24 protein-coding genes are annotated in these 22,841 nt (G+C 65.5%); 15 read left to right on the top strand and 9 right to left on the bottom strand.

Features of this window, described 5'->3' with window-relative positions:
- The first annotated feature begins 39 nt into the window (after positions 1 to 39).
- On the top strand, positions 40 to 645 hold the full coding sequence (locus DUGA2_RS09115; RefSeq protein ID WP_070268921.1) for an FxDxF family PEP-CTERM protein: 606 nt from the start codon (positions 40 to 42) through the stop codon (positions 643 to 645).
- A 77-nt stretch (positions 646 to 722) separates the two neighbouring features.
- Here the strand turns inward: DUGA2_RS09115 and DUGA2_RS09120 are convergent, their stop codons facing one another.
- The 4 genes from DUGA2_RS09120 to DUGA2_RS09135 all read right to left on the bottom strand — a co-directional run bounded on the left by DUGA2_RS09120 (position 723) and on the right by DUGA2_RS09135 (position 4,637).
- Positions 723 to 1,712 (bottom strand): FHA domain-containing protein, encoded by a 990-nt coding sequence (locus DUGA2_RS09120; protein WP_070268922.1) that lies wholly within the window; start codon positions 1,710 to 1,712, stop codon positions 723 to 725.
- On the bottom strand, positions 1,709 to 3,136 hold the full coding sequence (locus tag DUGA2_RS09125; RefSeq protein ID WP_070268924.1) for a serine protease: 1,428 nt from the start codon (positions 3,134 to 3,136) through the stop codon (positions 1,709 to 1,711). The genes DUGA2_RS09120 and DUGA2_RS09125 overlap by 4 nt, the downstream gene beginning before the upstream one ends.
- Before the next feature lie 22 nt (positions 3,137 to 3,158).
- The gene (gene ribA, locus DUGA2_RS09130; protein ID WP_070268926.1) at positions 3,159 to 3,812 is read right to left on the bottom strand and encodes a GTP cyclohydrolase II; all 654 of its coding nucleotides are present in this window, start codon (positions 3,810 to 3,812) and stop codon (positions 3,159 to 3,161) included.
- A gap of 123 nt (positions 3,813 to 3,935) precedes the next feature.
- Positions 3,936 to 4,637, bottom strand: a complete 702-nt coding sequence (locus DUGA2_RS09135; RefSeq protein WP_070268927.1) for a pirin family protein — start codon at positions 4,635 to 4,637, stop codon at positions 3,936 to 3,938.
- Positions 4,638 to 4,758: 121 nt separating this feature from the next.
- Between DUGA2_RS09135 and DUGA2_RS09140 the strand changes: the two genes are divergently transcribed.
- From DUGA2_RS09140 to DUGA2_RS09170, 7 genes are all read left to right on the top strand, one after another.
- Positions 4,759 to 5,703 carry a LysR substrate-binding domain-containing protein gene (locus tag DUGA2_RS09140; RefSeq protein WP_070268928.1) on the top strand — a complete coding sequence of 315 codons (945 nt, stop codon included), beginning with the start codon at positions 4,759 to 4,761 and terminating at the stop codon, positions 5,701 to 5,703.
- A 68-nt stretch (positions 5,704 to 5,771) separates the two neighbouring features.
- The gene (locus tag DUGA2_RS09145) at positions 5,772 to 6,752 is read left to right on the top strand and encodes an EAL and HDOD domain-containing protein (RefSeq protein ID WP_083296263.1); all 981 of its coding nucleotides are present in this window, start codon (positions 5,772 to 5,774) and stop codon (positions 6,750 to 6,752) included.
- A complete protein-coding gene (locus DUGA2_RS09150; protein WP_070268931.1) occupies positions 6,745 to 8,907 on the top strand; it encodes a bifunctional diguanylate cyclase/phosphodiesterase in 2,163 nt (720 codons plus the stop codon). The genes DUGA2_RS09145 and DUGA2_RS09150 overlap by 8 nt, the downstream gene beginning before the upstream one ends.
- Before the next feature lie 80 nt (positions 8,908 to 8,987).
- Positions 8,988 to 9,683, top strand: coding sequence for a glutathione binding-like protein (locus DUGA2_RS09155; RefSeq protein WP_070268932.1), 696 nt, complete (start codon positions 8,988 to 8,990; stop codon positions 9,681 to 9,683).
- A gap of 100 nt (positions 9,684 to 9,783) precedes the next feature.
- Positions 9,784 to 10,365: a YSC84-related protein gene (locus tag DUGA2_RS09160; RefSeq protein ID WP_070268934.1), complete on the top strand. Its 582-nt coding sequence runs from the start codon at positions 9,784 to 9,786 to the stop codon at positions 10,363 to 10,365.
- Between the two features lie 88 nt (positions 10,366 to 10,453).
- Complete coding sequence (locus tag DUGA2_RS09165) at positions 10,454 to 10,819, top strand: glutaredoxin (protein ID WP_070268935.1); 366 nt, start codon at positions 10,454 to 10,456, stop codon at positions 10,817 to 10,819.
- Complete coding sequence (locus tag DUGA2_RS09170; RefSeq protein WP_070268937.1) at positions 10,819 to 11,208, top strand: PPC domain-containing DNA-binding protein; 390 nt, start codon at positions 10,819 to 10,821, stop codon at positions 11,206 to 11,208. Before DUGA2_RS09165 ends, DUGA2_RS09170 begins: the two co-directional genes overlap by 1 nt.
- Here the strand turns inward: DUGA2_RS09170 and DUGA2_RS09175 are convergent.
- Positions 11,205 to 11,510 (bottom strand): protealysin inhibitor emfourin, encoded by a 306-nt coding sequence (locus tag DUGA2_RS09175; protein WP_070269092.1) that lies wholly within the window; start codon positions 11,508 to 11,510, stop codon positions 11,205 to 11,207. The two genes, DUGA2_RS09170 and DUGA2_RS09175, sit on opposite strands and share 4 nt — an antisense overlap.
- A gap of 10 nt (positions 11,511 to 11,520) precedes the next feature.
- On the bottom strand, positions 11,521 to 12,540 hold the full coding sequence (locus tag DUGA2_RS09180; RefSeq protein ID WP_070269093.1) for a M4 family metallopeptidase: 1,020 nt from the start codon (positions 12,538 to 12,540) through the stop codon (positions 11,521 to 11,523).
- Positions 12,541 to 12,671: 131 nt separating this feature from the next.
- Here DUGA2_RS09180 and DUGA2_RS33990 point away from each other — a divergent pair, with 131 nt between their 5' ends.
- Positions 12,672 to 12,848, top strand: a complete 177-nt coding sequence (locus DUGA2_RS33990; protein ID WP_168167773.1) for a hypothetical protein — start codon at positions 12,672 to 12,674, stop codon at positions 12,846 to 12,848.
- Positions 12,849 to 12,850: 2 nt separating this feature from the next.
- Here the strand turns inward: DUGA2_RS33990 and DUGA2_RS09190 are convergent, their stop codons facing one another.
- Entirely contained in the window at positions 12,851 to 13,069 is a 219-nt protein-coding gene (locus DUGA2_RS09190; RefSeq protein ID WP_070268940.1) for a DUF3820 family protein, read from the bottom strand.
- A 65-nt stretch (positions 13,070 to 13,134) separates the two neighbouring features.
- Here DUGA2_RS09190 and DUGA2_RS09195 point away from each other — a divergent pair, with 65 nt between their 5' ends.
- The 6 genes from DUGA2_RS09195 (at position 13,135) to DUGA2_RS09220 (ending at position 20,864) form a co-directional block, all read left to right on the top strand.
- On the top strand, positions 13,135 to 13,488 hold the full coding sequence (locus DUGA2_RS09195; RefSeq protein ID WP_070268942.1) for a hypothetical protein: 354 nt from the start codon (positions 13,135 to 13,137) through the stop codon (positions 13,486 to 13,488).
- Positions 13,489 to 13,634: 146 nt separating this feature from the next.
- The gene (locus DUGA2_RS09200) at positions 13,635 to 15,551 is read left to right on the top strand and encodes a M61 family metallopeptidase (protein WP_070268944.1); all 1,917 of its coding nucleotides are present in this window, start codon (positions 13,635 to 13,637) and stop codon (positions 15,549 to 15,551) included.
- 103 nt (positions 15,552 to 15,654) lie between these two features.
- Complete coding sequence (locus DUGA2_RS09205; protein WP_070268945.1) at positions 15,655 to 16,866, top strand: MFS transporter; 1,212 nt, start codon at positions 15,655 to 15,657, stop codon at positions 16,864 to 16,866.
- A 73-nt stretch (positions 16,867 to 16,939) separates the two neighbouring features.
- Entirely contained in the window at positions 16,940 to 18,385 is a 1,446-nt protein-coding gene (locus tag DUGA2_RS09210; protein ID WP_070268947.1) for a sodium:solute symporter, read from the top strand.
- A 51-nt stretch (positions 18,386 to 18,436) separates the two neighbouring features.
- The gene (sppA, locus tag DUGA2_RS09215) at positions 18,437 to 20,320 is read left to right on the top strand and encodes a signal peptide peptidase SppA (RefSeq protein ID WP_070268948.1); all 1,884 of its coding nucleotides are present in this window, start codon (positions 18,437 to 18,439) and stop codon (positions 20,318 to 20,320) included.
- 1 nt (position 20,321) lies between these two features.
- The gene (locus DUGA2_RS09220) at positions 20,322 to 20,864 is read left to right on the top strand and encodes an N-acetyltransferase (protein WP_070268949.1); all 543 of its coding nucleotides are present in this window, start codon (positions 20,322 to 20,324) and stop codon (positions 20,862 to 20,864) included.
- Here the strand turns inward: DUGA2_RS09220 and DUGA2_RS09225 are convergent.
- Both DUGA2_RS09225 and DUGA2_RS09230 read right to left on the bottom strand, forming a co-directional pair.
- Positions 20,827 to 22,104, bottom strand: coding sequence for a HAMP domain-containing sensor histidine kinase (locus DUGA2_RS09225; protein ID WP_070268954.1), 1,278 nt, complete (start codon positions 22,102 to 22,104; stop codon positions 20,827 to 20,829). The genes DUGA2_RS09220 and DUGA2_RS09225 overlap by 38 nt on opposite strands.
- Positions 22,104 to 22,817, bottom strand: coding sequence for a response regulator (locus DUGA2_RS09230; RefSeq protein WP_070269094.1), 714 nt, complete (start codon positions 22,815 to 22,817; stop codon positions 22,104 to 22,106). Before DUGA2_RS09230 ends, DUGA2_RS09225 begins: the two co-directional genes overlap by 1 nt.
- Between the last annotated feature and the right edge of the window lie 24 nt (positions 22,818 to 22,841).

A 22,841-nucleotide genomic window follows, 5' to 3' on the forward strand; every position in this document is an offset into this window, starting at 1 on the left:
TCATTCGATCGCCGTTCTATCTTTTTTGAAAGTCACATCATGAAAATGTCTAAACTGTTACTGGCAGCAGCTGTTACCGCACTGACCGCTTCGGGCGCCGCATCGGCTGTCGACCTGATCCAGAACGGCGATTTCGAAAACGTCGCCGGCGTGAATGCATACAACTACGTCATGGTGGGCGCGGGTTCGAATGCGATTGCAAACTGGAATGTCGATGGCGTTTCGGTCGACGTGATCAACAACAGCTATGGTTCGGTGTCGGGCAACAGTATCGACATGCTGGGTACGCCTGGTCCGGGTGTGTTGTCGCAAAACTTCTTTGCCGATGCGGGCATGTACACGCTGTCGTTCGACTTGAGCCGCAATCCTTACGCGCATGGCGCGGGCATGGATGTATTCGTCGGCGGCAACCACTACCTGTTCGAAGGCACCAGCACCATCACCAACTATACCTTCAACGTCAGCCTGGCTGACGGTGCGCAAGGCATCGTCTTCAGCAGCGTGGGTGGCGATGGCTACTCGGGCGCCGTGCTGGACAATGTGTCCCTGACCGCCGCCGTACCTGAGCCGGAAACCTACGCCATGATGCTGGCCGGCCTGGGCCTGGTAGGCGCCATTGCCCGCCGCCGCAAGATGGCGAAGTAATTCGCTGCCTACCCCCAAAGCTAAAGCAGGGGTCTGACCCGTCGGGTCAGACCCCTTTTTCGTTGTGCGGGGTGGATTTATTCGGCGCCGTCGTCGTCCTCGGTTTCCGGCGTGCCGTCCTTGATGGCGTGGGCGCGGGCTGCGTCGGCGCCGGTTTTCAGTTTGGCGGCATCGGCCATGAACTGGTCGACGCTGCGGTCTGCGCTGTGCCGCACTTCCGGCGGCAGCAGCACGGACATGTAGAGCTCGTCCGCCGCCCGCCCTGTGCCTTGCAGGTTGGTCATCAGCATCAGTCCGGCCCCAGCCACCAGCATCACCCAGCAGCTGACCGCGAAGCGTCGCGGATGGTGCGGCTTGATCGTGATCAGGTGGAAGAACAACATGCCGCAGGCGATCGCCAGCGTCACCAGGTTGCCGTAGCGCGTGAAGGTCTCGGCCGACCATGCGTAGGCCAGCGCCGCGCTGCCGATCTTCCACAATCCCACGGTCGCCAGGCCGCTGCCGAGGATGAACAGGTGCCGCCCCAGCCGCGCATGGCTGCCGAACAGGCGGTTGGCCAGCGCCCACAAGCCGCTCCACAGCAAACCGGCGGCCAGGCTGGACGCCAGCACCAGCAGGTAGCGTATCAGCGCGAACGGTTCGACGTCGGACAGCCAGGTCTCCAAACAGGTGAAGATGGCGATCAGCGCCAGGCCGATGGCGGCCGGCACCGTGCCTTCCCATCCATGCATGGTGGTGTCCGCGATTTCGGCGGCCACCGGGAAGTCGGCCGCGCGCACGCGCAGTCGCGTGTGGCCCAGGCGCACCATGGTGTCGCCGCCCAGCACCACGCTGGTCTGGCGCTTGCCCTTCAGGTAGGTGCCGTTCTGGCTGCCCAGGTCGCGCAGCACCAGCTCGCCCTGCTCGTTGGCGTCAACGATGGCGTGGGCGGCGGCGCTGTGGGCGTCGTCGAGGATGACGTCGTTGTCGTAGCTGCGGCCCAGGCGGATCGGCAACGCGTCCACCTTGTGCCGGTGCAGCACGTCGCCGTTGCGGGCCAGGATTTCGATGAAGTAGGGGGCTTTCATTGCGCGCGTCCCTTGCTTGCCACGGCGGGCTTCTTCGCCACCGGCGTCAGGCCCAGCGAATCGATGAACACGCGCGACAGGCGCAGGCCGTTTTCATACGAGACGCCGCGCGCATCGAGCCGGCTTTGCAGGCTCATCAAGCCCTGGTCGGTGGTCGCGGTCAGCAGCGCGAAGTCGTACAGGCCGGCGAACTTGCGGTAGGCCCGCACGCACAGCACGGCGCGTAGCGGCAGGTCCTTGTTCTTGACGAAGTCCTCGGTGCATTGCGGGCCGGTCAGGCGGGTGTCCTTGTTGGTGCCGAAGTGCTCGTTCTTGAACGAGGCGCTGGCCAGTTGCGCGAAGCGCAGCTTGTCCAGCCCGGTGCCGCGCAGGAACTGGTGGCGGATGCTGAGCTGGCCCGTTTGCAGCGAGCCGCTGATGAAGATCGCCGATTCCATCGCGCAGCTGGCGTCGTCCACCGTGAACGGCTTGTCGGCCTTGACGTTGGAGCGCCCCCAGCAGCGCATCTGTTCGGACTCGCGCACCGGCACCTGGTAGGGGCCCATGGGCTTGAGGCTCAGCGGGCTGGCCAGCAGCTGGTCGACCATGGCGCGCTGGTGGTTCAGCAGCTGGGCGGCGACGATGGCGGTGAAGTCGGTCGGGGTTTTCTTTTGCTGTTCCACGCGCTTGAGCAAGTCCTGCGCAAAGCGGGCCGGCACCAGGAAGCTGACCAGCTCGCCATCGAGGCGCTTGGAGACGTTGACGCCGGCCACCGCGCCATCGACCGTCACGCTGGGACCGCCGCTCATGCCGGAGTTGATCGGGCCGGTGAACATCAGCTGGTCGTAGAAGCTGCGCGCGATCACGCCGTTGTAGGCGCCTTCGGAAATGGCGAAGCCCAGGTCCAGCGGATTGCCCAGCGAGTACAGGTACTGGCCCTGCGTCAGCTTGGCCAGCTGATCGGGGATCTTGAAGAAGCCGGTGCCGTTGCGGCTGACGCGCAGCACGGCCAGGTCGTGCAGCACGTCCACCGCCAGCAGCTCGACGTTGCCGCGCTGGCCGCTGGTGTCCACCCATTCGCCGACATAGGTGTCGGGATCGAGCGCGAACTGCGAGACCACGTGGTAATTCGTCACCACCAGGTTGCTGGTGCCGATGAGGAAGCCGGAGCCGACCGACGATTGCGTGCGGCCGCTCTTGAGCAGCGAGCGCACCTGCAGGATATCGTTTTTGGCGGAACCGTAGAGATGCTGGGCCGCGCTGGAGGGCGGCGGCAGCGGGGCGGCGTCGGCGTTGTCGGCGGCGGGCGCCGAAGCCTTGGCGGAGGATTGCGCCGCCGCAGCCAGTTGCGCGGGTGCGGCCGGCGGATGGTCGGCGGGCGCCGCCAGCGCGCCGGCGCTGGCCCAGGTCAGGGCGAAGGTAGCGGCAAGCTCTTTAAATTTCATGCAGTCCTTAAAAATCAACCTCTTACAATGCGCCATCCTCCACCGGGGCCGGGGTCAGCGGCGTCATCATGTGGCCCAGCTTGGCGGCCTTGGTATTCAGGTAGTGCTGGTTGAAGGCATTGCGGTTGACCAGCAGCGGAACGCGCTCGGCCACCTCGATGCCCAGTTTGGTCATGGCATCGATCTTACGCGGATTATTGGTCATCAGGCGCAGGCTTTTGACGCCGAATTGCGCCAGCATCGGCTGGACCAGGCCGTAGGTGCGCTGATCCGGCTTGAAGCCCAGCTGTTCGTTGGCCTGCACCGTGTCGGCGCCGGCCTCCTGCAGGCGGTAGGCGCGGATCTTGTTGATCAGGCCGATTCCACGGCCTTCCTGGCGCAGGTACAGCAGCACGCCGCGGCCTTCGGCGGCGATCTTCTTCAGCGCGCCTTCGAGCTGGGCGCCGCAGTCGCAGCGCTGCGAGAACAGCACGTCGCCGGTCAGGCATTCGGAATGGACGCGCGCCAGCACCGGTTCGCCGTCGCCGATATCGCCCAGCACCATGGCCAGGTGTTCCTTGCCGGTGGCTTTTTCGACAAAGGCGTGCAGCGTGAACTGGGCCCAGGGGGTCGGCAGGGCGCACGAGGTCGTGTAATCCAGTTCATCGGTTGCCGGGGTTGCTGCGCTCTGCGACATAGCTATGCTCTTCAATTAGTGATATTCAAGGTGAAAAAGGCACGCCGGGCTGTTCAAACAGACCCGGCGTGCCCTTCATGATACCAAAACTGGCGGAAAGTTTTTTTAGGCCGGCCTCTAGCCTCAGGCAGGGAGGTCGAACACCAGCACTTCCGCGTCCTTGGCATCCTGCAGCGACACCAGCGTTTCACCGCTGATTTTCAGCGCGTCGCCGCCTTTGAGCGCCGTGCCGTTGACCGTCACCTCGCCCCGGATCACGTGCACGTAAGCCTTGCGCCCGCCGCTCAGCGTGTGCTGCAGGCTGTCGCCGGCCGCCATGATGGTGGCGTAGATCGCCGCATCCTGGTGGATCAGCACCGATCCTTCGCGGCCGTCGCTGGAGGCGATCAGGCGCAGCTGGCCCTGTTTGCTTTCCGGCGTGAAGTGCTTTTCCTCGTAGCTCGGTGGAATACCGGTCTGGTTGGGCTGGATCCAGATCTGCAGGAAATGCACCCGCTCGTCCTGCGAGTGGTTAAACTCGCTGTGGCGCACGCCGTTGCCGGCGCTCATGCGCTGGACGTCGCCGTAGTGCAGCACCGAACCGGTGCCCATGCTGTCCTTGTGGGCCAGCGCGCCGTCCAGCACGTAGGAAATGATTTCCATGTCGCGGTGGCCATGGGTGCCGAAACCCTGGCCGGCCGCTACCTGGTCTTCATTGATGACCAGCAGCGGGCCGAAGCCGACATGTTCAGGATCGTGGTAGCTGCCGAACGAGAAGGTATGGCGCGACTGCAGCCAGCCGTGGTTGGCGACGCCGCGTTCTTCACTTTTACGAATTTGCAACATGGTAGGGCTCCGTTTCTTTTTAATTAATGTGCGATAATTTCGCATCCATGAACCACAGTGTACGCCTGTGTTTTGGAATAAAAAAACGGAAAATTTACCTCACTACTATCGAAAAAATCGAATGCTCAGACTCAGCCTGGAAGCCCTGCAAATCGTCGACGCCATCGACCGTCGCGGATCGTTCTCCGCCGCCGGCAAGGAGCTGCACCGCGTGCCGTCGACCATTTCCTACACCGTCGGCAAGCTGGAGGACGATCTCGGTGTGCAAGTGTTCGAGCGCAACGGCCCGCGCGTGGAGCTGACGGCGGCCGGCGTCGAGCTGCTCAAGGAGGGGCGCTACCTGCTCAAGGCCGCGCAAGACCTGGAGCACCGGGTGCGCCGCGTGGCCTCCGGCTGGGAGACGGAACTGGCGGTCGGCATGGACAGCATGTTCTCGGCCAGCCTGTTCATTGACGATATCAAGGCCTTCTACCAGGTCGCCCAGCAGACCCGGCTGCGCATCGTGCAGGAGGCGCTGTCCGGCACCTGGGAAGCGCTGCTGGACCGCCGCGCCGACCTGCTGGTGGGCGTGGCCGGCGACGGCCCGGCCGGCGGCGGCTATGTCTCGCTGCCGATCGGTAAGATCCCCTTCGTGTTCGCGGTGGCGCCTTCGCACCCGCTGGCCTCGGTGCAGGGCAAGCTCGACCGCGTGCAATTGCAGCAGCACCGCGCCGTCAGCGTGGCCGATTCGGCCCGCAAGCTGGCGCCGCGCACCGTCGGCCTGCTGCTGGGGCAGGACACGCTGACCGTGCCCGACATGAAAACCAAGTTCCAGTACCAGCTCGACGGCATGGGCTTCGGCTTCCTGCCGGAGCCGTGCGCGCGCGCCGCCATCGCCGCCGGCCTGCTGGTGGAAAAGGAAGTGGAGGAGCCGAAGCCGGCCGAAACCTTCTACCTGGCCTGGCGCAGCGGCGAGCACGGCGCCGCGCTGCAATGGTGGCTGGCCCGCATGAAACAGCCCGGACTGTTCGAACGGCTGCTCGGCCATCTGCCGCATCGTTTGATATTGCCGGCCCCGGCACCATAATGTTGGCCGACGCCAATAATTTCGGAGTACCATAGCGGGATCACCGACTGTTATACGCTGGACATTCCATGACCGCTACGACTGCCATGCCGCCCGTGTTTTTGCATCCTCTGGCCGACCGCAACGGCGTGCCGTCGGCGCTGCTGCTCGACGCCGCCAGCCTGCAGGCCGGCGCGGTGCAGACCAGCATGCTGCAGGAGCTGGCGTCGGGCAGCATGAGCTGCTACTACCGCGCCGGCCAGGCCGAGGCGGTCCACCAGATTCTTGACGAGGCCGGCTGGAAGCCGCTGCCCGCCGACAAGCTCCACCACAGCGACACCGCGTTGGCCGCCGACCTGCCGGCCACTGTGACCTGGATAGCCGGCGACTGGTTCCTGGCGCCGCCGCCCAAGCCGGTCGGCAGCCAGGCCGCTTCGCGCGCGCTGGCGCTGCAACTGGTGCAGCTGGTCTCGGCCGACGCCGACACCCATGAAATCGAAGCGCTGCTGCGCCAGGATCCGACGCTGTCCTACCATCTGCTGCGGCTGGTCAATTCGCTGGGCATGGGCACCGGCCGCCGCGTCACCAGTTTTTCGCAAGCCATCCTGATCCTCGGTCGCTCGCAGCTGCGGCGCTGGCTCAACCTGATGCTGTTCTCCTCGCGCGAGGCCGACCAGCGCTCGGCCATGCTGCTGGCGCGGGTGTCGGTGCGGGCGCGGGCGATGGAGCTGCTGTCCAAGGCCGCCGGCCAGGACAAGCCGCACCAGGAGCAAGCCTTCATGACCGGCATGTTCTCGCTGCTGGGCGTGCTGTTCGGCATGCCGCTGGCCGAGGTGCTGAAGCCGCTGTCCATCAGCGTCTCGGTGCAGCAGGCGCTGCTGGCGCGCGAGGGCGAGCTGGGCCAGCTGCTCGACGTGGTCGAGGCGGCCGAGCATGACGACCTCGCCGCGCTGACCCGGGGCTTGCAGGCGCTGCAGATCGACAACGCCGGCTTCAACCAGATCCTGGCCGAGGCCTACCTGTGGATGCAGGGTGTCTCGGTAGGCAAGGCGGGCGCTCCCCATGCGTGACGCGCTGGAGCGCTGCCTGGCGCTGAGCCGGCAAGCCCGCAAAGAGTCGGGCACGGCGCTGGCGGCGACGCTGGCCGAGCTCGACGCGCTGCTGGCGGCCACGCGCTCCGGCATCGCCGAGCCGAACACGGCGCCGACCGCCGACGCCGAGCTGGAGCTGGACCTGGCCGGCTATCTGACCGGCTGGAGCGACGGCGCGCAGCGCATGTTCGGCTACGCGCCCGAGGAGGCGCTGGGCCAGCACGTGCTGTTCCTGTACGCCGAGAACGACGACGACGGCAATATCGCCGAATTGTTCTTCGAGCCCGACAGCGGCGCCACCGACGCCCGCACCGAAGTGCGCCGCCGCAAAAAGAACGGCGAGCTGATCTGGGTAAAGCTGCGCCTGCTGCTGCGTCATGACGAGGCCGGCGATCCGGTCGGCATGCTGGTCGAGCTGAACATGGCCGATGCCGCGCTGTCGGCCTCGGACAAGATCAACCTGCACGCGCGCATCATCGAGGACAGCGACCAGGGCGTGCTGATCACCGACGCGCACGAACGCATCGTCTCGATCAATTCCTCGTTCACCCGCATCACCGGCTACACGCCGGAAGAATCGATAGGCAAGACGCCCGACCTGCTGCGCTCCGGCGTGCACGACGCCGAGTTCCGCGCCAAGGTGCGCTCGGCCATGCAGGGCGAGGGGCCGTGGCGCGGCGAGATCATCGGCAAGCGCAAGAACGGCGAGCTGTTCCCGCAATCCGTGACCATCAGCGTGGTGCGCGACGAGCACGGCAAGATCAGCCATACCTTCTCGCTGTTCTCCGACATCAGCGTGCACAAGGATGCCGAGGCGCGCATGCAGCGCATGGCCAACTACGACTCGCTGACCGGCCTGCCCAATCTGTGCCTGCTGAACCAGCTGGTCGGCCAGGCGCTGACCGAGACCAAGCGCTCGCAGGAGCACGGCGCGCTGCTGGTGATCGACATCACCCGCATCGGCGCCATCAGCGACACGCTGGGCCACGAGGTCGGCAACGGCCTGCTGTGCGAGATCGGCCGGCTGTTCCGGCTGTCGCTGCGCGAGGCCGACGTGCTGGCGCGGCTGGACGGCCACAAGTTCGCGGTCGCGCTGCTGCACATCGAAAAGCGCGAACATGCCGCCATCGTCGCGCAAAAGCTGCTGGCCGCATTGGCCGCGCCCATCGTCATCGGCACGCACAGCCTGCAGGTGGGCGGCCACATCGGCATCACCGTCTACACCGAGGACGGCACCGACGTCCCGACCCTGATACGCTACGCCGACGTGGCGATGAACAAGGCGGCGCAGAATATCGAATCGGCCTTCCTGTTCTACAGCGAGGAAATGAACCAGCGCGCCAAGGAGCACCTGCGCATCGAAAGCGAGCTGCGGCGCGCGCTCAGCAACAACGAGCTGATGCTGTACTACCAGCCCAAGGTCAGCCTGCGCAGCGGCCGCATCGTCGGCGCCGAGGCGCTGCTGCGCTGGCGCCATCCGGTGCGCGGGCTGGTGTCGCCGGGCGTGTTCATTCCGGTCGCGGAGGAGACCGGCCTGATCCTCGACCTCGGCAGCTGGGTGCTGGAAGAAGCCTGCCGCCAGGTGCGCGAGTGGAAGGACGCGAACCTGATCATGCCGCCGATCGCCGTCAACCTGTCGGCGCGGCAGTTCGACAGCCAGCTGCCCAAGCGCATCGCGGCGGTGCTGGAGCGGCACGGCGTGCAGCCCGACCAGATCAACCTGGAGATCACCGAGAGCCTGCTGGTGCGCGGCACCGACAATGTGATCGCCATCATGAACGAGCTGGTGGCGATGGGCATGGCGCTGGCGCTGGACGACTTCGGCACCGGCTACTCCAGCCTGGCCTACCTGAAGAAGTTCCCGATCAGCACCCTGAAGATCGACCGTTCCTTCGTCATCGGCCTGCCGTACGAGGAGAACGATTGCGCCATCGCGCGCGCCATCGTCACCATGGCGCAGCAGCTGCGGCAGGAGATCGTCGCCGAGGGCGTGGAGACGGCCGAGCAGATGAGCTTCCTGCGCGAGCTGGGCTGCGACCAGCTGCAGGGCTATCTGTTCAGCCAGCCGATCCCGGCGGCCGACTTCGCGGGCATGCTGCGCGAAGGCAAGCGCCTGGCCTTTGGCCATCGCTGAAGCGCCCGGCCTGAATGGCCTCCTGAAAAATCCCGCGATTGGCATCCCGCCGGCGGGCCATCCCCGTGCACAATCAAACCATGATAGATCTCTACTACGCCGCCACGCCCAACGGCTTGAAAATGACCATGTACATGGAAGAGGCCTGTATCGACTACCGCCTGATCCGCGTGAACATCGGCAAGGGCGAACAGTTTGCGCCGGAGTACCTGCGCATTTCTCCGAACAACAAGATCCCGGCGCTGGTCGATCACGCGCCGGCCGACGGCGGCGGGCCGCTGAGCATGTTCGAGTCGGGCGCCATGCTGCAATACCTGGCCGACAAGACCGGCTTCGGCCTGCCGCGCGATCCGCGCGCGCGGCTGGAGGCGCTGCAATGGCTGACCTGGCAGGTGGCCGGGCTGGGGCCGATGGCGGGGCAGATCGGCCACTTCAACATCTACGCGCCGGAGACGGTGCCTTACGCCATCGACCGCTACACGCGCGAAGTCAGCCGGCTGTACGGCGTGCTGGACAAGCAGCTGCGAGGCCGCGACTTCATCGCCGGCGAATTCTCGATCGCCGACATCGCCTGCTATCCGTGGATCGTGCCGCACGAGGGGCACGGGCAGACGCTGGCCGACTTTCCCGACTTGCGGCGCTGGTTCGAAGCGATGCGCGCGCGGCCGGCCACGGTCAAGGCCTACGTCGGCGTCGAAAACGTCTACGCCCGCAAGGACCGCAGCATGTCGGCCGAAGAGCGCGCCATTTTGTTCGGGCAGGGACGGCCCGTTTGATACGGATGGGACAAAGCATGAAACGCCGGAAGATGACAGAATAGGGAGGCCATGGCCATCATGGCAACCTTCCGCTCACTGATCCCTTACGGAGACTTCCATGCAAAAACGTACTTTCCTGGTCCGTAGCACCGCAGCGCTGATGTTCGCCGGCTTGACGCTGGGCGGCTGCACCACGACCACCTCCGCCGGCAAGGCCGATTCGGCCGCCGTCCGCACCGAGATCGAGCAGGGCTCCTACGCGACGCTGGAGCGCCTGTATTCCGAAGTCAAAGGTTCGCGCGAGCTGGTGCGCAAGTCGGCCGGCGTGCTGGTGTTCCCGCGCGTGCTGGCCGCGGGCCTGGTGGTGGGCGGCGAATACGGCAAGGGCGTGCTGCGCACGGGCGGCCAGACGGTCGATTACTACAGCGTCGCTTCGGTGTCGGTCGGCTTCCAGGCCGGCGCGCAATCGAAGGCCGTGGTGCTGCTGTTCATGACGCGCGAAGCGCTGGATAAATTCCGCAACAGCAAAGGCTGGACCGCCGGCGTCGACGGCTCGGTGGCGCTGCTGAAGGTGGGTGCCAACGGCGAGATCGATACCAACACCGCCAACAATCCGGTGCAGGCGCTGGTGCTGACCAACGCCGGCCTGATGGCCAACCTGAACCTCGAAGGTACCAAGATCTCCAAGCTGGAGCTCTGACCCGGTCGCCGCCGGCGCGGAAAAGGCTATGCCGCCGCGCCGGTTTGCGGCTACTCTTACGCTCATCTAACATTCATGAGGAACAACGATGAGCCGTAACATCCTGGACGAAGCCCATATCCACCCGGCCGTGCGCGAGCGCGTCAGCGGCTACCACCGCGATCTGGTGGCCGAAGTGCAGGCCGCCGTGGCCGCCAACAAGGTGGTGGTGGTCGGCATGGGCTTGAATCCTTTCCCGCGCAAGGCCCGCAAAATCCTCGACGGCCTCGGCACGCCCTACACCTATCTGAGCTACGGCAACTACCTGTCCCAGTGGCGTCCGCGCACGGCGCTGAAGATGTGGGCCGGCTGGCCGACCTTCCCGATGATTTTCGTAAAAGGCACGCTGATCGGCGGCGCCACCGACCTGCAGAAGCTGGTCGACGACGGCGAATTCGCGCGCATGGTGGCCTGATGCGGACGCTGGCGCTGCGGCTCGATCCGGGCGACGATTTGCGCGCCTCGGTGGTGGCGGCGCTGACCGCCAGCGGCCATCAGGCCGGCTTCGTATTGCAGGGCATCGGCAGCCTGGACGGCGCACAACTGCGCTACGCCGGCATGCCGCACCCCGACACGCTGCGCGGCGACCTGGAAATCCTGACCCTGGCCGGTTCGATCTCGGCCGATGGCGCGCATCTGCATATGTCGGTATCGGACGCGCAGGGCAAGGTGCTGGGCGGCCATGTGTGCGCCGGCTGCACGGTGCGCACCACGGCCGAGCTGTTGCTGGCGCTGCTGCCCGGCCAGCGTTTTACACGCGAGCTGGACCCGCGCACCGGCTATCCGGAATTGAAGATCGGCTAGTCGGGCTCGACTTCATTGAGCCTGTTGGTCAGCTCCTTGAGTGGCGCTGGCGCGGCGTCCAGATGGTAGCGCACGCAATGTGCCTGCCGGCCTTCGTCCACCTTGAGGTCGTACAGAAAGTCAGACGATTGCGGCGCGGTCTTGGTCAATTTTTCCGGCAGCGTGAAGAAGCAGCTGGCCGTCAGCAACTGCTCCAACTCCTGCGCCTGAGGCTGCGGCAGTTGCGACAGCTCGACGGTGCGCGTCTGCGCGCCGGCCGGTCCGGTGAAGCCGCCGGTGCACTTCAAGATCAAGCGTGTCATGGCCATCCTTTCATACAACGCCAACCATCTTCCATGCCGCCTGCACGGCGTGCTGCTCGGCCGAATCGGCGCCGTACAACATCACCGCCGCCTGCGTCGTCGCCTTGGCCATGTCGGCGAAGGTGGCGTTCGAGGTCAGCAGACCGAGCGCCTTGTACCAGATGGGCCCGGCCTTCTCCCAGGCATTGCCCTTGAGCGCGATGGCCGCCGCATAGAAGGCATGGTTGGGGATGCCTGAATTGGTGTGCACGTCGCCGCCGTCCACATATCCTGCCATGGTTTTCGGTTGTTCGTCGCCCGACCAGGTTAATTCCTTGTTGCCGGGATCGGCCATCGAGCGCAGCGCCTTGCCGACGCTGGCCGCCAGGATGCCCGAGCCGATCAGCCAGTCCGCCTGCTCGGCGCTCTGCTTGAGCTTCCACTGCTTGACCAGGCTGCCGAACACGTCGGAGATCGATTCGTTCAGCGCGCCGCTCTGGTTTTCGTAGACCAGGCCGCCGGGCACGGCGTGCTGGGTGACGCCGTGGGTCAGCTCGTGCGCGATGACTTCGACGGCGTGGGTGAAGCCGAGGAAGAGCTTGCCGTCGCCGTCGCCGTAGACCATTTGCTGGCCGTTCCAGAAGGCGTTGTTGAAGCGGGTCTGGTAATGGACGGTGGAGTCGATGCGCAAGCCCTTGTTGTCGATGGAGTTGCGCTTCAGGACTTCGCGGAAGAAATCGTAGGTGGTGCCGGCGCCGTCGTAGGCCTGGTTGACGGAGACATCGGCCACCGCCATGCTGCCTTCGCCGCGCATCAGTTTGCCGGGCAGGGAGGCTTTGTGCCTGGCGTCGTAGACGGTGCGGCGTTTTTCGCCGGGAGCGGCGGTGCCCGCCAGCGTTGGCGCGACCGAGCGCTGGCCGCGCAGGTGAGCCGACATTTCGCATTGGTCCAGCAGTCGATGGCGTTCGGCGGGCTCGGCCTCATCGGCCAACTGGCGCAGCATGCGGGAAGAGATGATGAAGCAAGTGCAGCCGTGCGGTTGGATCGGCATGACGTTCTCCTTCACAAATGCAATGATGTCTTTATACACTTGTTTTCATTGCCTGCATGTCACGATTGCTTTCGCCATTTTTTCATGCGAGGATGCAGAATGTCCCGTTCGAATCGTCCCTGGAGTTCACCATGAGCACATATGTCCCCGCTTTGATCTGGCTGCTTTCGGGCTTTGTGTGCCTCTACATTGCCAAGCGCCGCAACGTCCGGCCGACCACGCTCTGGGCGATGCTGGTGGCTGTGATCGGCCCCTTGGCCATCCCGTTGGTGTTTGCCGCCAAGCCAGAGAAACTCAAGCAGGGCTGAGGCTAAGACCGGGCCTTGCGCAGCGGATCGAGCAGGCTGCGCAGGTCGTTGTGATCGAGTTCGTACATCAGCGCGATCAGGCCGCCCAGCTCGCCGGAGGGAAAACCTTCGCGCGCGAACCAGCCCAGGTAGTGGCCGGGCAGGTCGGCGATGACGCGGCCCTTGTATTTACCGTAGGGCATTTCACGCGTGAGCAGCAGGGCCAGTTTTTCTGAGTTCATGATCGGCTTACAGTACAATCGGATTGCTATTTTAGCTATCTTAAGCCTGGCCTAAAAGGATCCGTATGTTATTTAAACCCTCGTTCAAGTCCCTTACGCTGCTGTGCGCGCTGGCCGTGCCGCTGTTCGCCCAGGCCGATCCGCAGCCCGTCCCGTCCGACAAGCGCGCCTATATCGGCGACTGGAAGGGCAAGGACATGGAACTCAACATCGCCGCCAGCGGCAAGCTGCACTACAAACGCAACCAGCCCGGCAAGAACCTCGACCTCAGCGTTGATATGCTGGGCTTCAACGGCGACAACTTCGACGTCGGCGTCGGCATCATCCGCAGCACCTTCGTGGTGAGCAAGCCGCCGCACCAGGAAGACCGGAAAATGAAGATGACGGTCGATGGCGTCGAACTGACCAAGGTGGAATAACACCGCCATGCCGGCAGCGGACGTCCGGCGGACAGCGCTGGGCGCGCGGCGGACAGGGCAGCGCCCATGCCTGCCCCTGGCCTCCGCCTTTTCGATTGGCATGCATTTTGCAAGTGAAAGCTTTCCATCTCTATTGCACTCTAAAAATGAAAAGCCTGCTACTTGCTTTATCGGCTGCCATCGGCATCGCGGCCCCCGTCTACGCCAGCGTCGGCCCGCAGCCCGCGCCGGACGCCGCCGGGATTGAAGCCCCGCGCGACCGGCCGTTTCGCGGTGCGATCCAGTTGAAGGTCGATGCGAGCGACACCGTCCACAAGATATTCCGCGTCCAGGAAACCATCCCGGTGCAAAAGCCGGGCGCGATGGTGCTGCTGTATCCGCAATGGGAAACCGGCAGCCATTCGCCCACCCAGGAAGCCGCGCCGCTGGCCGGCCTGGTGATCAAGGCCGGTGCGCGACGGTTGGACTGGCAGCGCGATCCGGTCAATCCGTTTGCCTTCCGGCTCGACGTTCCGGCAGGCGTCAAGCAGTTGGACATCGAATTCCAGTTGCTGCCTGCCCTGTCCGGTCCCAAGCTGATCTCCCCGCATATGTTGACGCTGCCATGGCACAAGGTCGCGCTGTATCCGGCCGGCTGGTTCATCCGCAATATCGCGGTCCAGGCCGAGCTGGCGCTGCCCAAGGATTTCCAGTACGCCACCTCGCTGGAAACGGAGCGTGCGGCAGCCAACCGCGTCACGTTCAAGCAGGCCAATTTCGAAGACCTGGCCGATGCCCCGGTCTATGCCGGCCTGCACTACAAACGCGTCGAGCTGACCTCGGCGCCGGCGATACCGGTGCGGCTGAATTTGTTCGGCGACTCCGACGCGGCGCTGGAACTGCCGCCGGAATGGCTGGTCCGGTTCAAGCAGATGGTGGTGGCGGTGCCGCAGCTATTCCGTTCCCAGCACTATCGCCATTTCGATTTCCTGATGTCGATGTCGGAGGTGATGCAGTCCGGCGGCGGCTATGAGCACCAGGAGTCCACCGAGATCAATGTATCGGGCGGCTATGCGAAAAATCCCGGCGAGCAGATGTTCCTGGCCAACCTGATCGTGCATGAGTTCGCGCACTCGTGGAACGGCCGCACGCGCCAGCCGGCCGATCTGTGGTCGCCCAACCTGAACCTGCCGATGCGCGGCAGCCTGCTGTGGGTCTACGAAGGACAAACCGAGTTCTGGGCCGACGTCATGGCGTCGCGCCTGGGCATGCGCACGGTGCAGCAGGGACTGGATGCGTTGGCGGAGACCGCCTCGCTGATGAACGAGCGCAAGGGGCGTCAGTGGAAATCGCTGCAGGACAGCACCATCGACGCGCTCTACATGCCGGGCAAGCCGGTGAACTGGCGCGACTGGCAGCGGCGCGAAGACTACTATCCAGAAGGCGTGATGCTGTGGCTGGACGTGGACATGCTGCTGCGCGAACTGAGCGGGGACAGGAAAAGCCTGGCGGATTTCGCCGCCGTGTTCTTTGGCGCGGGACAGAACAGCCGCACCATATCGACCTACACCTTCGACGATGTCTGCAAAACCCTGAATCGCATCGTGTCCTACAACTGGGCCGGCTATCTCGCCGACCGCCTGAACACGCGCGACGATACCCATTTGCTCGATGGCTTGAAACGCGGCGGCTACCGCCTGGCCTACACCGACCAGCCGAGCGAGTTCTTCGTGCAGCATGAGGCGGACCTGGGCGGCGCCGATCTCTCGACGTCGCTGGGCGTCGTCATGGGGCGCAGCGGCGCGGTCAAAAGCGTGGCCTGGGATGGCCCGGCGTTTCGCGCGGGGATCAGTATCGGCGCCAGGCTGCTGACCGTCGGCAGACAACCGTACAGCGATGAGGCCTTGAAGCAGGCGATCCGCTCGGCCGCCGCCAGCAGGCAGGCGATCGAATTGACCTTCGCGGCGGACGGCGCGGAGCACGCGGTCAGCATCGCGTATTTCGGGTCGCTGCGCTACCCGACGCTGGAGCGCATTCCGGGCACGGTCGACCGCCTCTCGCAGCTGCTGGGCAAGCTGGAATAATGATTATTGACCAGTAATCAAATATGTTTGCCATTTTCGAGTCTTTTTCTCATTAACGAAAGTGCCGATACTGCATGACATCAACTTTTCAGGAGTGAATGTCATGCCTATTGCCTTGCTGGCGCTGACCATCAGCGCGTTCGCCATCGGGACCACCGAATTTGTCATCGTCGGCCTGCTGCCGACCATCGCCGCCGATCTGGGCGTGAACCTGCCGTCGGCCGGGCTGCTGGTCAGCCTGTACGCGCTGGGCGTCGCCGTCGGCGCGCCGGTGTTGACCGCCCTCAGCGGCAAGGTGCCCCGCAAGACGCTGCTGGTGTCGCTGATGGTGCTGTTCACGCTCGGCAATCTGCTGGCCTGGAAAGCGCCCGGCTACGAATCGCTGGTGGTCGCCCGCATCCTGACGGGGCTGGCGCACGGCGTGTTCTTCTCCATCGGCTCGACCATCGCCACCTCGCTGGTGCCGAAGGAAAAGGCCGCCAGCGCGATCGCCATCATGTTCACCGGCCTGACCGTGGCGCTGGTGACGGGTGTGCCGCTGGGCACCTTCATCGGCCAGCACTTCGGCTGGCGCGAAACCTTCCTGGCCGTGTCCGCGCTGGGCGTGATCGCCTTCCTCGGCAGCCTGCTGTTCGTGCCGTCGACCATCAAGCACAGCAAGCCCGCGTCGCTGCTGCAGCAGGTCAAGGTGCTGGGCGAGCCGCGCCTGCTGCTGGTGTATGCGATCACCGCGCTCGGCTATGGCGGTTCGTTCACCGCCTTCACCTATCTCGCACCGATCCTGCAGGACATCACCGGCTTCAACGCCAACACGGTGGGCCTGGTGATGCTGGTGTACGGCGTTTCCGTCGCGGTTGGCAATATCTGGGGCGGCAAGCTGGCCGACCGCCGCGGTCCGATCGGCGCGCTGAAGATCATCTTCCTCGGCCTGGCCGCCGTGCTGTTCGTGCTGAGCTTTACCGCGCCGTACAAATGGCTGGTGCTGGCGACCGTGCTGGCGTGGGGCGCCGTGGCCTTCGGTAACGTCGCCGGCTTGCAGGTGTACGTGGTGCAGCAGGCCGAGCACTTCACGCCGCGCGCCGTCGACGTGGCCTCGGGCCTGAACATCGCCGCCTTCAATGTCGGCATCGCCGGCGGCGCCTGGGGCGGCGGCCTGATCGTCGATCATTTCGGCCTGATCCATACCGGCTGGGTCGGCGGCCTGGTGGTACTGGGCGCCTTGGGCTTGACCGCGCTCAGCGGCCGCCTGGACCGCCTGAACCTGCGTCCCGCCAGCGTCGGCGGCGAGAAATCGATCCATGCCGTAGCCCACTAAAACCGGGACCGGCCGCGCAGCCAGCGCGGCCGGTGTATATTGGCGGCGAATCGAATCACTAAATCGCCTCCCCATGTCTGCTGTTTCCCTGTTCTGCCTGGTCTTCTCCTATTTCGCCTTGCTGCTGGCCGTGGCCTGGCGCACTTCCCGCAACGCCACCAACGACAGCTTCTTCATCGGCGACAAGCGCAGCAACTGGATGCTGGTCGCGTTCGGCATGGTCGGCACCACGCTGAGCGGCGTCACCTTCGTCAGCGTGCCCGGCGCCATCGGCCGCGACGGCTTCGGCTATCTGCAGGTGATACTGGGCTATGTGCTGGGCTACATCGCCGTCGCTTACATCCTGCTGCCGCTGTACTACCGCCTCAAGCTGACCTCGATCTACCACTATCTCGATGTGCGGCTGGGCCGCCGCTCCTACCAGAGCGGCGCCGCCTTCTTCATCCTGTCGCGCACGCTGAGCGCGTCGGCGCGGCTCTACCTGGTGGTCAACATCCTGCAAGCGACCATCCTCGACAGCCTGTGCGTGCCGTTCTGGCTGACCACGCTGGTGATCCTGGCCATGATCCTGCTGTACACCTACGAAGGCGGCGTCCAGACCATCGTCTGGACCGACACGCTGCAAACCACCGGCATGCTGCTGGGCTTGCTGATCTGCGCCGGCTGGCTGCTGGGACAACTGGGCCTAAGCCTGCCGGACAGCCTGGCCGCGATGGAAGCACAGGGCCTGACCCGCATCGTCACCAACTCGGTCGACAGCCCGGCTTATTTCTGGAAGCAGTTCCTGGCCGGCTTCTTCATCGTGCTGGCGATGACCGGCATGGACCAGGAGATCATGCAGAAAAATATCTCGGTGCGGACGCTGCGCGATTCGCAAAAGAACATGCTGCTGCTGACCGTGGTCCTGACCGGCGTGCTGCTGCTGTTTATGTTCCTGGGCGGTCTGCTGAGCCTGTACGCGCCCACGGTGGGCCTGGCCGCGACGGGGGACAAGCTGTTCCCGGCCGTGGTGATGCAGCACATGCCGGCCGCCGTGCAGCTGGTCTTCTTCATCGGCCTGGTATCGGCGCTGTTCCCCAGCGCGGACGGCGCGCTGACCGCGCTGACCTCGACCTTCTGCATCGACATCCTCGGCATCCAGCGCCGCAGCGACCTGCCGCCGGCGGCCCAGCTGCGCCTGCGCCACCGCGTGCACCTGGGCTTTTGCGCGCTGTTCCTGCTGCTGGTGCTGCTGTTCAAATGGGTGGACAACGCCAGCATGATAGGCCTGGTGCTGAAGCTGACGGGCTACACCTACGGCCCGCTGCTGGGCCTGTTCGCCTTCGGCATCCTGACCCGCCGCAGCGTGCGCGACCGTTGGGTACCGCTGGTTGCGCTGGCCGGTCCCGCCATCTGCTACGCCATTGATTATCATCAGAAATTGCTTTTTGGCAGCTATCGTTTGGGCCTGGAGTTGCTTATCATGAACGGCTTGCTGGTGTTTGCCGGGCTGTGCCTGATTTCCAAACCGCGACAGTAGCATTGGCATGCAGTATTATTCTTGTAAATTACGCAATCACCTGGAGTATCAATGAGCAGATCACCGTTTTCCTATATACGCAGCGGCTTTGCCTTTATCTGGCGGGCGCTGGATACCGGCCGCCGTGCGGTACTGAACCTGCTGTTCCTATTCGTGCTCATTGTGCTGGGCTACGCCATCTTCGGCGGCGGCGCCAAGCCGCTGCAATCCAAGACCACGCTGGTGCTGAACCTGAAGGGCCAGCTGGTCGAACAGTCCAGCGGCAACGCCCGCGACGCGCTGCTGACCAGCGTGCGCGGCGGCGAGAACCACAAGATGATGCAGCTGCGCGATGTGCTGTCCGTGCTGGAGACGGCCGCCAAGGATCCGGAGATCACCGGCGCCGTGCTGCTGACCGATGAAATGGAAGGCGGCGGCCAGGCCATGCTGCGCGAAGTGGCGGTGGGCCTGGAGCGCTTCAAGGCCGCCGGCAAGCCGGTGGTGGCGTGGGGCTCCAGTTACAACCAGCGCCAGTACCTGCTGGCCGCACATGCCAGCGAAGTCTATCTGCACCCGATGGGCATGGTGATGCTCGAAGGTTTCGGCCGCTACCGCAACTACTACCGCGACGCGCTGGACAAGCTGGGCGTGACGGTCAACCTGCTGCGCGTGGGCACCTACAAGAGCTTCGGCGAGCCGTTTATCGCCAACGGCCCGTCGCCTGCCGCCGTCGAGGCGGAGGCTTACCTGAACAACGCGTTGTGGGCTTCCTACACCGGCGACATCGAGAAGGCCCGCAAGCTGCCTGAAGGCCAGGTCATGAAGACCATCAACGACCTGCCGGCGCAAGTGGCCGCGGTCAACGGCGACCTGGCCAAGCTGACGCTGTCGGCCAAGCTGGTCGACGGCCTGAAGACCAAGGACGAAGTGCGCGACATGATGATCAAGCGCGGCGCGCTCGACACCGAAGGCAAGAGCTTCCGCCAGATCAGCTTTGACGACTACCTGGCCCGCGTGCACACCAAGTTCACCGGCGACGCCATCGGCGTGATCGTGGCGCAGGGCGAGATCAGCGACGGCAGCACCGGCCCCGGCGCCATCGGCGGCGATTCCACCTCCAAGCTGATACGCGCCGCCCGTGAGGACGACCATATCAAGGCCGTGGTGCTGCGCGTCGATTCGCCAGGCGGCAGCGCTTTCGCTTCGGAGTTGATCCGCCGCGAGCTGGAACTGACCCGCGCCGCCGGCAAGCCGGTGGTGGTCTCGATGGGCAACGTCGCCGCATCCGGCGGCTACTGGATCTCGATGTCGTCCGATGAAGTGATCGCCGATCCGAACACCATCACCGGCTCGATCGGCGTGTTCGCCATCCTGCCGACCGCCGACAAGGTGATCGACAAGCTGGGCATCCACACCGCCGGCCAGCCGACCACCTGGCTGGGCGACGCCGGCAATCCACTGCGTCCGCTGGACCCGCGCTTCGGCCAGGTCATCCAGGGCAGCATCAACCACATCTACGCCGAGTTCACCGGCCGCGCCGCCAAGGCCCGCAAGACCACGCCGGAGAAAATCGACGCCGTGGCGCAGGGCCGTGTCTGGACTGGCGCGCAAGCCAAGGAGCGCGGCCTGGTCGATACGCTGGGCGGCTACGGCGACGCGCTGAAGTCCGCCGCCAAGCGCGCCAAGCTGGCCGACTACCGCGTGGTCTACATCGAACGCGAAACCAGCAAGTTCGACCGCCTGGTCGAGATGGTGGGCGGCTCGGCCGCGCGCGCGGTGGCGCAATCGGTCGCGCAAACCCTGGGCGCACAGTTGAAGGTGGGCGTTACCGCCAGCACCGGCCTGCCGCCCAACGCGGCCGCCGGCATCGTCAACGACCTGGGTTGGCTGTCGGAGGTCACGGCGGCCCGCAAGCCGTTCACCGCGATCACCCACTGCCTGTGCGAATCGCCTTGATATGAGCAACGAGATCGGCATCCGCGCCGCCGCGCGCGGCGACGAAGAGGCCTTGTCCGCAGTGGGCAAGGCCAGTTTTCTCGAAGCGTTTGCCGGCATCCTCGATGGCGGCGACATCATCGCGCATTGCGAACGGCAGCACGCGGCGGCGGTCTACCGCGACTGGCTGGCCGATGCGGATATGCGCATCTGGCTGGCGGAAGCCACGCCGGGCAGGGCGCCGATCGGCTATCTGGTGCTGGCCCCGGCCAAGCTGCCGGTGGCCGACCCGCGTGACGACGACCTGGAAATCAAGCGCATCTATCTGCTGCACCGTTTTCACGGCCAGCGCGTCGGCAGGCGCTTGATGGATGCGGCCGTGGCCGATGCGCGCGCGCGTGGCGCGGGCCGCGTGCTGCTGGGCGTCTACGCCGGCAACCACGATGCGCTGGCGTTCTACCAGCGTTGCGGCTTTGCGCAGATCGGCCAGCGCACCTTCCGTGTCGGCGATACCGACTACGACGATATCATTTTGGCGTTGCCGTTGCAGCCAGCGGCAGCGTAATCTCGAAGCTGCTGCGGCCATCGGGCATCAGCACGCAGCGCGCTTCGCCCCCGTGACGGCGGGCGATCTGGCGCACCAGCGCCAGGCCCAGGCCCGCACCGCTGTTGTCGCGGGTGCCGCGGCGGCGGTAGAACGGCTCGAACACCCGCTCGAATTCCTCTTCCGGTATGCCCGGGCCGCTGTCCCACACGGCCAGCGTGGCCGTGCCGCCGGCACAGGCGATGTTCACGTGCGCCGGCGGCACGCCGTGGCGGTGCGCGTTCTCCAGCAGGTTGCGCAACAGCCGGCGCAGCAGGCGCGGATCGCCCTGCATCACGGCGGAGGCGCCGTTCAGCACCGCGTCGTCGTAGCGCGCGCATTCTTCCGCCGCCAAGGCCAGCAGGTCCAGCTCTTCCAGTTCCGTGTTGTCGCTGATCGCGCCCAGGCGGCTGGCCAGCAGGATCTCGTCCAGCAGCTCGTTCAACTCCGCGATGTCCTGCTCCAGCCCTGCGCGGCGCTTGGGATCGACATCGTCCTTGATCAGCTCCAGCGCCAGGCGGATGCGCGCCAGCGGCGTGCGCAGCTCGTGCGAGGCGTTGGCCAGCAGCGTCTTGTGCGCGCCGACCAGTTGTTCGATCTGGTCGGCGGCGCGGTTGAAGCTGCGCGCCAGCCGCGCGATTTCATCCTTGCCTTCGACCGGAACGCGCGCCGTCAGGTCGCCTGCGCCCAGCGATTCCACGCCTTGCTGCAGGCGCTCCAGGCGCTTGGTCAGGCGCCGCACCAGCGGGAAGGCGGCGATGCCTATGCCCAGTGCGAGCAGCAGCAGGGCGTTGTGCAGCATGGCCTTGGGCCGCGTGAAGCCCAGCGGCTCGCTCGACAGCAGTCGGCGGCCGTCCGGCAGCCGCACATAGGATTCCGGCGGCGGGGCGTCCATATTGTGCTGCCGCCAGTGGCGCGCCGGTATCTGCACGCCGACCACGGCCAGCGGCTCCCAATCGTGCGTGTACAGCGTCATGTGGGCGTTGAGGTTGGCGGCCACGCGTTCCAGCGCGGCCTGTTGCTCGGCGGGCGGCGCGTTGGCCGGCGCCAGCACGTTCTGCATCACCATCGCCAGCGTGGCGTTGGAGCGTTCCAGCGGGCCGCCGGTGCGGTTCCACACCATCACCACCGCCAGCGCGAACAGCAGCAGGCTGAAAAGCAGCGCCGCGTAGAAGCGGAAGTAGAGGCGCGGCAGGCCCCAGCTGAAGCGCGGGCCGGCCATCAGTCCTGCACCTTGGCGAACAGGTAGCCGGCGCCGCGCACGGTGATGATGCGGCGCGGTTTCTTCGGATCGTCCTCGACGGCGGCGCGGATGCGCGACATGTGCACGTCGATCGAACGGTCGAAGGCTTCCAGCGGCTCGCCCTTGAGCAGCTCCATCAGGCTGTCGCGCGACAGCACGCGGCCGGCGTGGCGGGCCAGTACCAGCAGCAGGTCGAACTGGTAGGCGGTCAGCTCGCAGGCGACGCCGTTCAGCCTGGCCGCATGGGCGGCCGGGTCGATCTCCAGGCGGCCGAATTGCAGCAGTTCGCTGCGGTGTTGGGGCGCGGCGTCCGGCTGGTGGCGGTGTTCGACGCGGCGGCGCAGGATGGCGCGCACGCGGGCCAGCAGCTCGCGCGGCTCGAAGGGCTTGGGCAGGTAGTCGTCGGCGCCGATCTCCAGGCCGATGATGCGGTCGATGGCGTCGCCGCGCGCGGTCAGCATCAGCACCGGAATGTCGGAGACGGCGCGCAGCTGGCGGCAGACATCGAGGCCGTCCATATCGGGCAGCATCAGGTCCAGGATCACCGCATCGACCTCGCCGGCGGCGATGCAGTCCAGCGCCGCGCGGCCGTTGGGCGCGTGCGTGACGCGAAAGGCCGCCTGGCCCAGATACTCCACGAGCATCTCGGCCAGGCGGGGGTCGTCTTCGACCAGCAGAATATGATCAGTCATGCGGATCATTCTACGGACAGGCGA

The organism is Duganella sp. HH101, from assembly GCF_001758795.1.
Lineage (GTDB): Bacteria > Pseudomonadota > Gammaproteobacteria > Burkholderiales > Burkholderiaceae_D > Rugamonas > Rugamonas rivuli.